Origin of the sequence: Pandoraea iniqua (assembly GCF_902459685.1) — a bacterium.
Lineage (GTDB): Bacteria > Pseudomonadota > Gammaproteobacteria > Burkholderiales > Burkholderiaceae > Pandoraea > Pandoraea iniqua.
This window is the reverse complement of record NZ_CABPSF010000006.1, coordinates 143,449-158,544: the sequence shown is the minus strand read 5'-3', so window position 1 is coordinate 158,544 and position 15,096 is coordinate 143,449. Positions and strand designations below refer to the sequence as shown.

Annotated in this window: 17 protein-coding genes; 12 read left to right on the top strand and 5 right to left on the bottom strand. The window is 62.6% G+C overall.

Annotation, left to right across the window (positions count from 1 at the left end):
- Positions 1–206 precede the first annotated feature (206 nt).
- The 8 genes from PIN31009_RS20140 (at position 207) to PIN31009_RS20105 (ending at position 6,073) form a co-directional block, all read left to right on the top strand.
- Positions 207–821 carry a MotA/TolQ/ExbB proton channel family protein gene (locus tag PIN31009_RS20140; RefSeq protein ID WP_058375820.1) on the top strand — a complete coding sequence of 205 codons (615 nt, stop codon included), beginning with the start codon at positions 207–209 and terminating at the stop codon, positions 819–821.
- Positions 822–836: 15 nt separating this feature from the next.
- Positions 837–1,289, top strand: coding sequence for an ExbD/TolR family protein (locus tag PIN31009_RS20135; protein ID WP_150791397.1), 453 nt, complete (start codon positions 837–839; stop codon positions 1,287–1,289).
- Positions 1,290–1,435: 146 nt separating this feature from the next.
- Positions 1,436–2,464, top strand: a complete 1,029-nt coding sequence (lpxK, locus tag PIN31009_RS20130; RefSeq protein ID WP_246185786.1) for a tetraacyldisaccharide 4'-kinase — start codon at positions 1,436–1,438, stop codon at positions 2,462–2,464.
- A complete protein-coding gene (locus PIN31009_RS20125; RefSeq protein WP_058375822.1) occupies positions 2,445–2,651 on the top strand; it encodes a Trm112 family protein in 207 nt (68 codons plus the stop codon). Before lpxK ends, PIN31009_RS20125 begins: the two co-directional genes overlap by 20 nt.
- On the top strand, positions 2,648–3,430 hold the full coding sequence (gene kdsB, locus PIN31009_RS20120; RefSeq protein ID WP_150685844.1) for a 3-deoxy-manno-octulosonate cytidylyltransferase: 783 nt from the start codon (positions 2,648–2,650) through the stop codon (positions 3,428–3,430). The genes PIN31009_RS20125 and kdsB overlap by 4 nt, the downstream gene beginning before the upstream one ends.
- A gap of 390 nt (positions 3,431–3,820) precedes the next feature.
- Positions 3,821–4,486, top strand: coding sequence for an adenylate kinase (adk, locus tag PIN31009_RS20115; RefSeq protein ID WP_058375824.1), 666 nt, complete (start codon positions 3,821–3,823; stop codon positions 4,484–4,486).
- A gap of 132 nt (positions 4,487–4,618) precedes the next feature.
- Complete coding sequence (locus tag PIN31009_RS20110) at positions 4,619–5,377, top strand: SDR family NAD(P)-dependent oxidoreductase (RefSeq protein WP_150791395.1); 759 nt, start codon at positions 4,619–4,621, stop codon at positions 5,375–5,377.
- A gap of 201 nt (positions 5,378–5,578) precedes the next feature.
- On the top strand, positions 5,579–6,073 hold the full coding sequence (locus tag PIN31009_RS20105; protein ID WP_150685842.1) for an Mpo1 family 2-hydroxy fatty acid dioxygenase: 495 nt from the start codon (positions 5,579–5,581) through the stop codon (positions 6,071–6,073).
- Positions 6,074–6,162: 89 nt separating this feature from the next.
- On the opposite strand, the gene PIN31009_RS20100 is transcribed toward PIN31009_RS20105, so the two are convergent.
- Both PIN31009_RS20100 and murJ read right to left on the bottom strand, forming a co-directional pair.
- Positions 6,163–7,029: a SirB1 family protein gene (locus tag PIN31009_RS20100; protein WP_150685841.1), complete on the bottom strand. Its 867-nt coding sequence runs from the start codon at positions 7,027–7,029 to the stop codon at positions 6,163–6,165.
- Positions 7,030–7,053: 24 nt separating this feature from the next.
- Entirely contained in the window at positions 7,054–8,649 is a 1,596-nt protein-coding gene (gene murJ / locus PIN31009_RS20095) for a murein biosynthesis integral membrane protein MurJ (protein WP_425495504.1), read from the bottom strand.
- 135 nt (positions 8,650–8,784) lie between these two features.
- Between murJ and rpsT the strand changes: the two genes are divergently transcribed.
- Positions 8,785–9,057: a 30S ribosomal protein S20 gene (gene rpsT, locus PIN31009_RS20090; RefSeq protein WP_058375828.1), complete on the top strand. Its 273-nt coding sequence runs from the start codon at positions 8,785–8,787 to the stop codon at positions 9,055–9,057.
- A gap of 142 nt (positions 9,058–9,199) precedes the next feature.
- Here rpsT and PIN31009_RS20085 read toward each other — a convergent pair whose 3' ends face one another.
- Positions 9,200–9,889, bottom strand: coding sequence for an outer membrane beta-barrel protein (locus PIN31009_RS20085; RefSeq protein WP_174997300.1), 690 nt, complete (start codon positions 9,887–9,889; stop codon positions 9,200–9,202).
- A gap of 305 nt (positions 9,890–10,194) precedes the next feature.
- Positions 10,195–10,506 (bottom strand): DUF3579 domain-containing protein, encoded by a 312-nt coding sequence (locus PIN31009_RS20080; RefSeq protein WP_058375830.1) that lies wholly within the window; start codon positions 10,504–10,506, stop codon positions 10,195–10,197.
- A gap of 348 nt (positions 10,507–10,854) precedes the next feature.
- On the opposite strand from PIN31009_RS20080, the gene argF reads away from it, so the two are divergent.
- The 3 genes from argF (at position 10,855) to PIN31009_RS20065 (ending at position 14,001) form a co-directional block, all read left to right on the top strand.
- Positions 10,855–11,781, top strand: coding sequence for an ornithine carbamoyltransferase (gene argF / locus PIN31009_RS20075; protein WP_150791393.1), 927 nt, complete (start codon positions 10,855–10,857; stop codon positions 11,779–11,781).
- A 361-nt stretch (positions 11,782–12,142) separates the two neighbouring features.
- The gene (gene ppnP, locus PIN31009_RS20070) at positions 12,143–12,466 is read left to right on the top strand and encodes a pyrimidine/purine nucleoside phosphorylase (RefSeq protein ID WP_058375832.1); all 324 of its coding nucleotides are present in this window, start codon (positions 12,143–12,145) and stop codon (positions 12,464–12,466) included.
- 86 nt (positions 12,467–12,552) lie between these two features.
- Positions 12,553–14,001: a patatin-like phospholipase family protein gene (locus PIN31009_RS20065; protein WP_150791392.1), complete on the top strand. Its 1,449-nt coding sequence runs from the start codon at positions 12,553–12,555 to the stop codon at positions 13,999–14,001.
- On the opposite strand, the gene murB is transcribed toward PIN31009_RS20065, so the two are convergent.
- Positions 13,991–15,016, bottom strand: coding sequence for a UDP-N-acetylmuramate dehydrogenase (gene murB, locus PIN31009_RS20060; RefSeq protein WP_150791391.1), 1,026 nt, complete (start codon positions 15,014–15,016; stop codon positions 13,991–13,993). The genes PIN31009_RS20065 and murB overlap by 11 nt on opposite strands.
- Positions 15,017–15,096 lie beyond the last annotated feature (80 nt).

The following is a 15,096-nucleotide window of genomic DNA, read 5'->3' as shown; positions in this document are numbered from 1 at the left end:
AGGTGTTCATATCTGAAACCATTCGTTGCTCATTTTTTCATCACGAACCAAAAACCTCCTTGCGGTCAAAGACTTGCCAAAAGTATCCCAAGGTTGTCCACATCCTTGTGCTCGTCAGATGTGGAAAACGGTGCTTGCCCATCCCCACCCTGCACGCTACAGTGCGGACTCGTTTGCCCATCCCCGCAACAAGCAAGAGGTCGTCTTTGTTCGCCGTCATCCAGGCCGCCGGCTGGCCCATCTGGCCACTTCTCATCGCATCCGTCATCGCCCTCGCCCTGATCGTCGAGCGCGCCCTGTCGTTGCGCCGCGCACGCGTGCTGCCCAGCGGCGTGCTCGAAAACGCCATTACGCTCGCGCGCCGCTCGCCGGCCAAACACGACGCCACCGAAGCGCTCGCGCGCGGCTCGCTGCTCGGCCGCGTGCTTGCCACCGGCGTGCGTTACGTTGCCCATAACCCGCAAGGCCCGCGCGACGGTGCCAAAGAGGCGCTGGAAGAAACCGGCCGTGCGGTAGCGCATGAGCTGGAGCGCTTTCTGCCGGCGCTCGGCACCATTGCCTCGGTAGCCCCGCTGATGGGACTGTTCGGCACGGTGGTGGGCATGATCGAGATTTTCGGCTCGCAAGACGCCACCGGCACCGACCCGGCGCAACTCGCGCATGGTATTTCGGTGGCGCTGTACAACACCGGGTTTGGCCTGATGATCGCCATCCCCGCGATGATCTTCTATCGGTACTACCGCACGCGCGTCGATGCGTTCCTCGTAGAACTGGAAACGCAGGCCGTCCATTTCCTCGATGCCACGCTGCCGCGGCACTGATCGGCGAGGCGCACGATGAATTTCCGTCGAGGCCTCTCCACGCGCGACGAGCCGGAGATCAATCTGATCCCGCTCATCGACGTGCTGCTCGTCATCCTGATCTTCCTGATGATCACCACGACCTACACGCGCTACACCGCGCTCAAGGTCAACCTGCCCACCGCCGACGCCGAGAAAGCGGTCGTGCCGCCGCGCCAGATTGTGGTGTCAGTGGGTGCGGACGGTAGTTATGCCATCGACCGGCAGGCCCTCGGCCAACGTGACGTGGCAAGCCTGACGGCGGCGCTGCGGCAAGCCACTGGCACGCCGAGCGCCGGGGCCGAACCGCCGGTCATCATCATCAACGCCGACGCGAAAAGTACCCATCAATCGGTCATCAACGTGATGGAAGCGGCGCGCGAAGCCGGTCTGTCGCGACTGACGTTCGCCGCGCGCTCGAATACCACCAACGGCAAGCCCGCCCGATGACGACACCGGACGAGCGCAACGCCACCGGCACCCCGGGCAAAAACGGCACCGCCGGTGCCTCGGGTGCCCGCGCCCGTGCGTTGGTCCCTCGGTTGTCCGGTTCGCTCGTCCATTGGGTCAGTGCGCAGTGGCAGCGGCGCGGTGCCATGGCATGGCTGTTGTGGCCGTTTTCGTGGATTTTTGCCGGCGTGGCCGCATGGCGGCGCCTGAGTTTCCGGCGCGGCTGGAAAACATCGACACACCTACCGGTGCCGATCGTCGTGGTCGGCAATCTCACCGTCGGCGGCACCGGCAAGACGCCGACCGTCATCGCGCTGGTCGCGGCGCTGCGCCAGCAGGGCTATCGCCCCGGCGTGCTCTCGCGCGGCTATGGGGCACAGTTGTCGCGTCCGACCGAAGTCGTCGCAACGTCACGCCCGGAAGATGTCGGTGATGAACCGCTGCTCATCGCAAAACGTACCGGCGTGCCCGTATGGGTGTGGCCGGCACGCGTCGAGGGCGGGCGAGCATTGCTTGCCGCGCATCCCCAATGCGATGTCATCGTCTGCGACGACGGCCTTCAACACTACGCGCTGGCGCGCAACGTCGAAATTGCCGTCTTCGATCACCGGCTTGGCGGTAACGGCTTTCTGTTGCCTGCCGGGCCGCTGCGCGAACCGCTCTCGCGCCGGCGCGATGCCAACCTCATCAACGATCCGTACGGCAAGACGCTGCCTGACTGGCCCAATACGTGGCGCCTCACGCTGGCACTGGGCGACGCGTGGTGCGTGAGCCAGCCATCGCTCTCGCGGCCGCTCGCTCACTTTGCCGGCGGTAACGCTTCGGCTTCGGTTTCGGCTCCGGTTTCGGCCGCAGCCAGTGCCTCGGCGGCCCCGGCCTCAGCCTCGCGGCGCATCCTCGCCGCGGCGGGTATCGGTGCCCCCGAGCGATTCTTCGCAGCGCTGCGCGCGGCGGGTCTGACCATCGAGACGCTGCCGCTGCCCGATCATTACGATTTCGCGACCAATCCGTTCGACGGGGTCGCGGCCGATGCCATCCTGATTACCGAAAAGGATGCAGTAAAATGCCTCACCTGGTCCGACCCGCGTGTGTGGGCCGTACCCGCCGAGGCCGCGCTCGATGCGCGCCTGGTATCCCTGGTAGTGGAGAAATTGCGTGGACACCCGACTGTTTGAAATTCTCGTCTGCCCGTTGTGCAAGGGCCCCCTGGAGTACGACAAGAAAGCCCAGGAACTGATTTGCCACGCGGATAAGCTTGCGTACCCCATTCGTGACGGCATTCCCGTCATGCTGGCCGACGAAGCCCGTCAATCCGTCGAAGGCACGCCGGTGCCGCTGACCGACGACAAAGCCGGATCGTGAGCCAAGTGACCGATTTTGTTGCTGTCGTCCCGGCGCGTCTCGCGTCGACGCGCCTGCCCAACAAGCCACTCGCCGACATCGGCGGCAAGCCGATGGTTGTGCGTGTGGCCGAGCGGGCCCGCGAGTCGGGTGCCCGGCAGGTCGTCGTGGCGACCGATTCTCAAAGCGTTGTGGATGCGGTTGCCGCCCACGGGTTCGACGTCGTGCTCACGCGCGCCGATCACCCGACCGGCACCGACCGTCTCGCCGAAGTCGCGGTGCAGCAGGGCTGGTCCGACGACACGATCGTCGTCAATGTGCAGGGCGACGAGCCGCTGATCGACCCGCGCCTCGTGCATGCCGTGGCGGGCCATCTCGCCGACCACCCGGAATGCGCGCTGTCGACGGCGGCACATCCGATTACCGACAACGCCGAGATCTTCTCGCCGAATGTCGTGAAGGTCGTGCTCGATGCGCATAGCCGTGCGCTTTACTTCTCGCGCGCCCCGATTCCGTGGTCGCGCGATGCATGGAGCGCCGGGCTCGCGAATCTCGCTGCACTGCCGGCAGCAACGACCCCGGTCTATCGGCATATCGGGCTATACGCCTATCGTGCCAAGTTCCTGCGCAGCTATCCCAGCCTGCCGCAGGCACCGTTGGAGACGGCCGAATCACTCGAACAGCTGCGTGCGTTGTGGCACGGCGAGCGAATCGCCGTACTCGTGACGGATGACGCGCCGCTGCCCGGTGTCGACACGGCCGAAGATCTTGAACGCGTGCGCGCGTTGCTTCGCGACTGAGCCTGTCACGGCGACGTCACACACGGCCTCGTTCGTGACGTCGCGCGGCACTTGTCTCATGACGGCTTCACCACTCACCGCAACGCACCCAATCGTCACGTAATCCCCGCGCGAACCACACGGCGATCGTCTCGGAATTCGCACAGGCATAGCGCCAGCGAGCCCGCAAAACGCCGACGGGCGGACACGTCGTGGCATAATCGCTTTTGATTCTCGCGAGCAGACCTCCGGTCGCGCGCGCCGCGCTGCTGCCAAGCGCGCCGCCTGCGCGCCGTGTTGCGTGTCGTATTGCGTGCCGGTCAACGCCCCGCACGCCCACGCAAAACCCGGAGACGCCACTGCCTGCCGCACGCACAGCATTCACAAATCACAAACTTTCAGGAGTCATCGATGCGTCTGATTTTGTTGGGGGCACCCGGGGCCGGTAAGGGCACCCAAGCCACTTTCATCAAAGAAAAATTCGGCATCCCGCAAATCTCGACCGGCGACATGCTGCGCGCCGCGATCAAGGAAGGCACCCAGCTCGGTCTGGAAGCCAAGCGCTTCATGGACGCAGGCGATCTGGTGCCGGACGGCGTCATCATCGGCATGGTCCGCGAACGCCTGACCGCCGACGATTGCAAGAACGGCTACCTCTTCGACGGTTTCCCGCGCACCATCGCGCAAGCGGAAGCCATGAAGGAAGCCGGCGTCGCCATCGACTTCGTGCTCGAGATCGACGTGCCGTTCGATGAAATCATCACGCGCATGAGCGGTCGTCGCACGCACCCGGCATCGGGCCGCACGTACCACGTTAAGTTCAACCCGCCCAAGGTCGAAGGTCAGGACGACGTGACCGGCGAGCCGCTGGTGCAGCGCGACGACGACAAGGAAGAAACGGTCAAGAAGCGTCTGGCTGTGTATGAATCGCAGACCAAGCCGCTGGTGGCCTATTATTCGGATTGGGCCAAGCACGGCAGCCCGGGCGCCATCGTCGACGCACCGCAGTATCGCAAGATCTCGGGCCAAGGCAGCGTGGACGAAATCCGCGCGCGCGTGTTCGATGCACTGAAGTAAGCGCATCATCATCGCACCCGCGACCATGCGCCGGCCCTCACCGTTCCCGGTTGACGTTCGGCGCAGATGACGCAACAAAAGAAGGCGGCCAGTGCAGACTGGGCCGCCTTTTTTGCCTCAGGAGGATGACGCATGGAAATTCAGGGCAATGTGTTTCTGATCACCGGTGGCGCCTCTGGGCTCGGCGCCGCTGCCGCGCGCTGGCTTGCCGGACTGGGTGCGAAGGTCGCGCTCGCCGACGTCAACATTGACGAGGGCGAAGCGCTGGCCGAAAAACTCGGCGGCAAATTTATCAAGTGCGACGTTACACGCGAGGACGACGGCAAAGCCGCCGTGGCCGCCGCGCAGACGCTGGGCACGTTGCGCGGTCTGATCAATTGCGCCGGCATCGCGATTGGCAGCAAGACCGTCGGTCGTGAGGGCCCGCACCCGCTCGATGCGTTCTCACGCGTCATCCAAATCAACCTGATCGGCACGTTCAACATGATCCGGCTGGCCGCCACGGCTATGAGCCAGGCCGAGCCCAATGGCGATGGCGAGCGCGGTGTCATCGTCAATACGGCCTCGGTTGCGGCCTACGACGGTCAGATGGGACAGGCCGCCTACGCCGCGTCGAAAGGCGGCGTCGCGAGTCTGACGCTGCCGGTGGCACGCGACCTGTCGCGCAGCGGCATTCGCGTCATGACCATTGCGCCGGGCATCTTCGAGACGCCGATGATGCTGGCCATGCCCCCGGACGTGCAGGCCTCGCTCGGGCAGATGGTGCCGTTTCCCCCGCGTTTGGGTAAGCCGTCGGAATACGCGATGCTCGTCGAGCAGATCGTGCGCAACCCGATGCTCAACGGCGAAGTCATCCGGCTGGATGGCGCCATCCGCATGCAGCCCAAGTAGGCGTCCAACCGCGGCCCAAGCGCGGCCCGAAGGCGGCCCAAAGACACCAAGCGGCACCCCGAGACACTTTGCCGCATCGCAGCAATTTGCCGTGCCGAGTATGACTACAATGAAACTCAGGCCGCACTCTGCGGCCGACTCCGACGCCGGTACGTCGCCGGCCCCGCGTGTTCCCCCCGTCCCCCGAGGCAGGAGGCTGGCATGAAATCACTGGCGCAACAGATGTCGTTCTACCAGCGCTATCACCGCAGTCCCAAGAATCGTCTGACCCATTTCTTCGGCGTTCCCATGATCATCCTCGCGGTGATGCAGGCGTTTTCGTGGATCCCGCTCGGCCCCAGCGGCCTGAACGCCACGCATGTGATCGTGTTGGTGCTGCTGATGTACTACTTCCTGCTCGACGTGCCACTCGCGCTGGCCATGACCGCATTCTTCGCCGTCATGCTCGCCGTGACCCAGCACCTCGCCCGCCTGCCTTGGCCATGGGCACTGACCGCGTTCGGCGTGTTGTTCGTCGGCGGCTGGATCATCCAGTTGATCGGCCACCATTTCGAGGGACGCAAACCCGCCCTGCTCGACAACCTCTTCCAGATTTTCATCGCACCAATGTTCCTGATGGCCGAAGTGTTTTTCTACTTCGGCTACAAGCCCGGGCTGCGACGCCGGGTGGAGGAGTTAGCGGCACAGTCAGCGTGAAACGAAAAAACGCCAGCCTCATCGGCTGGCGTTTTTTTCGTTTGGTTGCAAGAACACTGGAATCCGCTGGAATCCGCTGGAATCCGGCGTTATCCGTGGCTTCCCGGCCGACGGCTCAAGTCGTCGAGCACCTGCCGGATGGCGTCGGCGTCTTCGGCTTCGGGCCGTTTGCTCAGATAAAGCTCGAGATCATCTTGCGCCGGACGTACGAGTTTGAGCCTCGCGTAGGCCAACCCACGATCCCGCTTCTCGATCGGCTGGTCGGGCAACAAGAGGACCATTCGCTCCTGAACGGCCAGCAACCGCTCCCACCGCTCGTTCTGCGTATAGATCGCCCGCAGATTACGGAGCATGCGCGCGAGGATCTCCCGCGGCGTCGCCGGTTCCAGAAACGGGTGCAATAGTGCCCAGAGCGCCAACTCTTGAATCGGTTCGGCGCTTTCGTCACGGTAGTGCTTCAGATACGGCTCGACCATTTCCAGCAACCGCTGCGGCGAGAGCGAATTACCGGAGAGCGGATCGATGACCACGTCGCCGGCCGGCACCGCCAGTCTCAGCAGAAAGTGCCCGGGGAAGGACAATCCGCGCAGCGGCAGACCGATCTGATGCCCGATTTCCATGCACAGCACCGCGAGCGAAATCGGAATACCGCGCCGACGATCCAGCACGATATGCAGATGGCTGTTGTCGGGATCGTAGTAGTCGTTCTGATTGGCGGAGAAGCCGAGTTCGCGGAAGAAGAAGTGATCGAGCAGTTGCAGCTTCTGCAACGGCCCGGCGTCCTGCGGCAAACGTCTGGACAAGCGAGCGGCAAACGCGTCGATCTGCGTGAGCGTGTCTTGCACGTCGAGATCGGGGTAGACGTCCTGCGCGATGGAGATAGCCGCTTCGGTCAGCGGCAGGCCATCGTCAGACGCCACCAGTGCAGCAAAGTACTCGAGAAAGCGATTCGCCATGCGGCACCCGTGGGTCCTGCCGCGTCAATTCGTGCGACGGCGGAAGAACGAGAAATTGAAACCCATGAGGAATAATGCGCCGAAATACACCACGGCGCATAGCACCAGACTCGCGCCCAGCAGCGCGATACGTGCGAGCGGCCGCGCCCCGAGGGCGACCCAGTCGAAACTCTGCGTGAACCACAGCAACACCCCGGCGAGAATCAGACAAGCCGCCAGCAATTGCACGAAGAAAAGCCGCCAGCCGGGCGCCGGGCGGTAAATACCCCGCTTATAGAGGCCCGCGAAAAGCAGCGCCGCGTTCATGCACGCACCCACGCCAATCGAGAGCGATAAGCCCGCATGCGCAAACCAGCGCACGAACAGCAAGTTCGACAGCTGCGTGGCAATCAATACCACGATGGCAATCTTCACCGGCGTCTTGATGTCTTGCTTGGCATAGAAGCCCGGCGCCAGAATCTTGATCAGAATCAGGCCAACCAGCCCCACGCCGTAGGCCGTCAGGGCGTGAGCCGTCATCACGACGTCGTTGGCGTCGAAGCGGCCATATTGATAGAGCGTGGCGGTCAGCGGTTCCGCGTAGACGAAGAGACCCACGGCGCTCGGCATCGCCAGCAGGAACGTCAGACGCAGCCCCCAGTCGAGCAGCGCCGAATATTCGGCCCCGTCGCCGTCGGCATTAGCGCGGGAGAGGCTCGGCAGCAAAATCGTGCCCAGCGCCACGCCCAGCAACGCGGTCGGAAACTCCATCAGGCGGTCGGCGTAGGCCAGCCACGAGACGCTGCCTTGGGCGAGTCGCGACGCGATATTCGTATTGATGATCAGGCTCACCTGCGCCACCGACACCGCCAGCGTGGCCGGCACCATCTTCGCGAGCACCCGCTTCACGCCGGGATTACGCAAGGCAGCCACGATATTGATGGTGATGCGCGGCACCATGCCGATACGGGCGAGCGCGGGTAACTGGATGAGCAGTTGCAGCACGCCGCCGACGATGACGGCGTAAGCCAGCGCGTAGACGGGCGTTTCGAGGTGCGGCGCGACCCACAGCGATGCGACGATCGAGCTGACGTTGAGCAGCACGGGCGCGAACGCGGGCACCGAGAACTGGCGCCACGTATTGAGCACCCCGGCGGCGAGCGTCGTGATCGAGATCAGGGTGATGTACGGGAACATCACGCGCGTCATAAAGACAGCGGCGTCGAACGTGCCGTTTTCGCGCGAAAGACCGGTCGCGACGGCATAAACGACGCCGGACGCCCCGAGAACGCCTGCCACGGTGATCGAGAGCAGTACCCAGAACAACACCGTGGTGACGGAATCGACCAGTGTTTTGGTCTCGTCGGCGCTTCGTTGCGACTTGAATTCGGCCAGAATTGGCACGAATGCCTGCGAAAACGCCCCTTCTGCGGACAGACGGCGAAGCAGATTGGGGATACGGAACGCCACGTTATAGGCGTCGGTCATTGGACCGGCCCCGAACATGCGCGCAATGAGAATTTCACGGACCAGACCGGTGATGCGCGAAAGCATCGTAAAACCGCTGACCGTAGCGAGAGCTTTTAGCAAATTCATGTTGCGGGTATTATACGCACAGCATTGCAGCAAAGACGTTGCAATTTCCGTTGGCCTTCGGCTATAATCGACGGTTTCGAAGTCAATGGATTGCTTCCTGGCCACCGTGTCTCCCAGGGAGCCGAGCCAAACTGCATAGAAAGCCGCATCAGGCGGAGCAATTCAAGGAATTCACCGAACATGGCAAATACTGCACAAGCACGCAAGCGCGCGCGTCAAACCGTTAAGATCAACGCTCACAACTCGGCGCTGCGTTCGCGTCTGCGTACGGCTGTGAAGGCTGTCCGCAAGGCTATCGCCAAGGGCGACCAAGCCGCTGCCAAGGAAGTGCTGCGCACTTCGGCAAAGACGATCGACATCATTGCTGACAAGAAGATCGTTCACAAGAACACCGCTGCTCGCCAAAAGAGCCGCCTGTCGGCCGCCATCAAGGCGATGTCGGCTGCTGCCTAAGACAGCAGGTCGAAAGACCACGCTGCAAAGCACGACAAGTTGCTTGCCGGTTCTGACTTCGGTCGGAACACTAAAAAGCCCGCTTCATGCGGGCTTTTTTCTATTCTCCGGTCCGAAACCGCGACCACCGGCGTTCTGCCCATCAGAACGCGTAGACGAGCCCCACGCGAATCGATTGCGTATTGCCGATCACAATATTGTCGGCAGCTCGATTGAGCGACGAATTGATGAACTCGTACTGACCCCGTACATGCAGGCTCGGCGTGATGCGATACGTGATACCCGCGCCGATGGCCGGGCGCAGCTTAAACGCCGACGACTTCCGGCTGCCCATCGCTTCCATGTCGGATGTCGGGTCGTTCTTGTAATTCAGCCCGTAAATGCCCACCGTGCCGAACAGCTCGAACTTGTCGGAGAGCGGATAAATGCCCAGCGCCGCGAGCCGGAAGCCATGCATCGCAACGTTCTGGTTGCTCTTGAACGATGAGGATTCGCCGCCCGGATTCATCTGCCAACGGCCGTCGAAGGTGTTCTTGAACGTGCCCAGAACGGCATATCCCAGTTCGACAGCGAACGCGGGGGAGATTCGGTAGCCAAAACCGAGTTGCAGCGTCGAGGAACCGTCGGTCGACGAGGCTTCACTCACGCTCATTGCGGCGCCGCCATCCACCGGAAACCCGCCCCGAGCCGGCGTGTCGCCCGCCTTCGCAACGTTCGCCCCGACGTCTCCATACACATAGATGTTTGTGCTGGCCGGCGCGTTCGCTGCCGCCGCCGTCACACCCCACGCGCCCAACATGCACGCCGCAACTTTCCAGACTGCCTTTTTCATCGATAGACCTCTGCGGTAAAACCAATTCGCCGGACGGGACATCGTGTGCCGCCCGGCACCCGTTGAAATCATGCCGAAATGCCCCGCCGGGCGGTGTGGGCGAACTCCCACACAACAGAGGGAAAGGTCTGGCTTTTGCCCTGTCGACCGAAAACGCGCGTCACAACACCGCAGAAAATCAGCGAGACAGACAAGAAAAAGTGGGACTGGGGAAGAGATCGGAAGGTAGACGACGGTGAGTCAGGGCCAAAGGCCCGGCACTCACGTCAGGCCGAAGACATCGGCCTAGGGGGTACTGAAGAGTATTACTTTACGTCGGGAACGAAGCAGGCTTCGGTCAGTTGCAGATCGTTGTCGCGGGCGAAATTCATGACGAAATCGAACGCCATCGGCTCGATTTCGCGAAGTCGCTCGTCAACGACGACGCATTTGACGTCACCCACCATAATCGGGCGCACATAGGGGGAGTACTGCATGTATGCGTTCGGGCCGGTACCCCGGCCACAGAACGACACGGCGCCGCACAGACGTTCCGCCCAGTCACTCGGCCGGAACTTCTTGCCATCCCGGGTCAGACCCTGGATGAAATACTCGCGCGCGGAAACCTGGTCGGTCATATCGCTCAATCACCTCAAAAAAACACCTGACCAGCCATACGCGGGTAGCGTTGCTGACAGAGACAGTATTATATCTTATATAAGACTCAAACCCGTCTCCCCACCGTTGCCGCAGATGTTTTTTTCGGTCTTGCCAGCCCTTCCGGGCTGTGCCGCAGCGGTGTCGATCATACGCTTTTCGTGTGACGACAAAACGATTTGGTAGACTAGGGGTCTGCTCCTCCAAGTGGGGGAGCGGGCCTTAAGGCTTGTTCATCGCGCCGACAGCGGGCGAGTTCCCGCCGGGTCTCCCGATCTCGTGTTCGCCTTCGTGATCCCCCGATTCTCGGCCTCCTGCAGAACATCCACATGACCACCGCTAAACCCATCAAGCATTACCTTCAATTTTCGGATCTGGCCCTCGACGAGTACGACTACGTGCTCGAACGCACCCGCATCCTCAAGAAAAAATTCAAGAACTACGAGACCTACCATCCGCTGCACGACCGCACGCTGGCGATGATTTTCGAGAAAAGCTCGACCCGCACGCGACTGTCGTTCGAAGCCGGTATTCACCAATTGGGTGGGCACGCCGTGTTCCTGAACACGCGAGATACGCAACTTGGCCGCGGCGAGCCGATCGAAGACGCCGCCCAAGTCATCTCGCGCATGACCGACATCATCATGATCCGCACGTTCGGTCAGGAAATCATCGAGCGCTTTGCACAGCATTCGCGCGTGCCGGTGATCAACGGCCTGACCAACGAGTACCACCCGTGTCAGGTGCTGGCGGACATCTTCACGTACTACGAGCATCGCGGCCCGATCAAGGGCAAGACCGTGACGTGGATCGGCGACGCCAACAACATGTCGTACACGTGGATTCAGGCGGCCGAGATCTTCGGCTTCCAGGTCAACATCTCGACGCCGCCGGGCTACCGCCTCGATCAGGCCATGGTGGCCGAATCGAGCCGTCCGTTCGTACGCGAATTCGACGACCCGCGCGAAGCCTGCGAAGGGGCCGACCTCGTGTCGACCGACGTGTGGACCAGCATGGGTTATGAGGCCGAAAACGAAGCCCGTAAGGCCGCCTTTGTTCAATGGTGCGTGAACGCGGACCTGATGAAGCAAGCCAAGGCCGATGCCCTGTTCATGCACTGCCTGCCCGCTCACCGTGGCGAGGAAGTGTCGGCTGACGTGATCGACGGCCCGCAGAGCGTCGTCTGGGACGAAGCCGAGAACCGTCTGCACGTGCAAAAGGCGCTCATGGAGTACCTGATGCTCGGCCGCGTCTGATCCAGTCCGCTCCCTTCGGTAAGCGCGACACGCCAAAGGCACCTCGCCTTCCGCTATCATCGCTAACGCGCCGCAGCGCTTGCCGCTCGGCGCGTTTTTCGATGTTTTTGGGCATTTATTGACGATAAGGCAGCGATTTTCTGCCTTTCTTCATAGCCACACGATCTGAAGCGCACCACCCGTCAGAACATTTCGCAATTTGCACCACCTCGGTGCAAATTTGTTGTGCACTGCACAAATGTCAGCCGGGTCGACGCTCGAAACGTGCTAGCATGAATTCACCCCTGCCCGCCTGATGTGTTGGTTAGCGCCGACGCCGGGCAGCAGGACTTCCGACTTCCGAATCAAACCGCATCCGGTCATGACGCAAAACGCAACGCAGTTCGACAACGTTTCCGTAATCAAGCGCGCTAATACTTATTTCGACGGCAAGTGCGTCTCACACACCGTGCTGTTCCCGGACGGCACGCGCAAGACGCTCGGCGTGATCTTCCCCGCCACGCTGGCGTTCGGCACCGATGCACCGGAAATCATGGAAGTGACAGGCGGCCGTTGCCGCATTCGTCTGGCCGGTCAGACCGAGTGGCAGGAATATGCCGCCGGTGAGCAGTTCTCCGTGCCGGGCAACAGCAAGTTCGATATCGAGGTCGTCGAGACGCTCGATTACGTTTGCCACTACGGCTAATCGCCGGCCAGCATCGCAACCGCACGGATTGATTCGCGCGGTTGCCCTCTCGGCCGGTTCAGCGCGGCCCGGCGCCGCTACTCACTATGTCGCGTCTGCCCCCCGAATTTGCCGACGATTCTGGCGACAATCCTGCCGACGATGCTGCCGGCAACACTCCCTCCACAGCCCCTTCGGGCCACACCAGTCTGTCCGACACCGCCACCGCGCATGCGAATGGCACCGCTTCGGATCTCGAGCCCAGCGACGTCCCGCTGCTGCCGCCCGACGGTCTGACGGCACCCGCGAAATCCGGCAAGACAGCCAAGACCGCTGAACCCGCCAAAGCCCGCACCCGCTCGCGCAAGAGCGACGCGGCAGAATCCCCAGACACCCCCGACACGCTCGACGCCAAAGGCACCGAAGCCACCACGCCCAAAGGCACCAAGGCGAGCGCCACGCGTCCGTCACGCAGCCGTCGCGGCAGTGCCAAACGTAAAGGCATCGATCTCGGCTTGCAAGGCGGGGGCGCGCACGGCGCTTATACGTGGGGCGTACTCGACAAATTGCTCGAAGACGGACGTCTCGAGTTCGAAGGCATCAGCGGTGCATCCGCAGGCACCATGAACGCGCTCGTACTGGCGCATGGCCTGCTCGACCGGCCCGGCATCGACCCACGCGAAAAAGCCCGTGAATCGCTGCACAGCTTCTGGCTAGGGGTATCGCAGGCCGGCTCGTCGGCCACGGCGTGGGCGCAAACCGTCTTCAGTTGGCTCAACGGCCGCCCGACCGAATACCCGGTGTGGCACGACTGGATGCAGAGCATGCAGCAGTGGATGATGCCGTTTGCGCAGCCCACGGCCGAAATCAACCCACTGCGCACGGTGCTCGAAGCGCAGGTCGACTTCGAGCGTCTGCGCGAGAGCACGGCCACGCGCCTGTTCGTCTCGGCGACGAATATCCGCACGGGCAATATCCGCATCTTCCGCACGCATGAAATCACGCTCGACGTGGCAATGGCGTCGGCCTGCCTGCCGTGGCTTTTCAAACCGGTGAAGATCGATGACGATTTTTACTGGGACGGCGGCTATCTCGGCAACCCGCCGCTCTACCCGTTCTATTACGAAACGCTCACGAGCGACATTCTGATCGTGCACATCAACCCGATCGAGCGCAAAGAGAAGCCTGTGCTACCGGGGCAGATCATGAACCGCGTGAACGAGATCACCTTCAATGCGTCGTTGCAGCGTGAATTCCGTGCGATCTCGTTCGTGCACAAGTTGCTCGACGAAGGTTGGCTCAAGCCGGAATTCCGCAAGCGTTTGAAGTACCCGTTGATTCACTCGATTCGTGCCGACAAGGAGTTGTATGACTTGTCGTCGTCGACGAAATTCGTGACCGACTGGCACTTTCTGACGACGTTGCGCGACCGGGGGCGCGACGCGGCCGCCCGCTGGCTCGACGAGCATTTCAACGATGTAGGGGTGCGCTCTACGGTGGACTTGCGACGCGACTATCTCCAGCGGCTGCCGGACGCCACGTCGATCAAAGCATGAGCGGTTCGGGTTCGAGCGTGATGCCGAAGCGCGCGTGCACGCTGGCCTGCACGGCCTTTGCGAGCGCGACGATGTCGGCCCCGCTCGCCCCGCCGCGATTGACCAGCACCAGCGCCTGACGCTCGTGTACCGCTGCCGCAGCCGCGTTATCGAGCGACTTACCACGCCAGCCGCACTGATCGATCAACCAACCGGCGGCGACCTTCCACGTGCCGTCGGGCTGGGCATAGCCGACGATCTGCGCAAAGCGCTCACGCAGCGAGGCAAACGTCTGCGCATCGACGACCGGGTTCTTGAAGAAACTGCCGGCGTTGCCGAGTTCCAGCGGATCGGGCAGCTTGCGGCGGCGAATATCGGCCACCGCTTCGAATATCTGCACCGCGCTGGGCGCCTCGACGCCCGCATCGGCAAACGTGCGCGACACGTCCGCATAACCGGTCACTGCCTGCCACGGACGCGGCAGGCGCAGCGTCACCGACACGATGATGTAGCGCCCGGGTTCGCGTTTGAACAGCGAGTCGCGATAGCCGAAGGCACACGCCTCGCGCTCCAGCGTGACGAATGCACCGGTCGCGGTATCGAGCGCACGCAACGAGGCGAAACGCTCGGCGAGTTCGAGCCCGTAGGCGCCGATGTTCTGGATAGGCGCGGCGCCGAGCGTGCCGGGAATCAGCGCGAGGTTTTCGAGCCCCGGGCACCCTTGCGCCAGCGTCCAGCCGACAAAGTCGTGCCAGACCTCGCCCGCGCCGCCACGCACATAGCTCGCATCGGCATCGTCGGCCAGCCGTTCACGGGCGCGAATCGCCATCTTCAGCACCACGCCGTCGAACTCGCGGGTCAGCACCACATTGCTGCCGCCGCCGAGCACCAGACGCGGCAAGCCCGCCAGTTCAGGCATGGCGAGGGCGGCCACCAGCGCCGCTTCGCTATCGATCGTGACGAAGTAGCGGGCTGTGGCGGGCAGACCGAAGGTATTGAATTCGCGCAGGCTGACGTCGCGTTGCAACTGGAGCATGAAGAGTGGTGATGTGATTCAGCGGCCGGCCGGCCCCGTAAATGATTGCGGGATGGATGCAGGGCGGACGCCTGAATTAC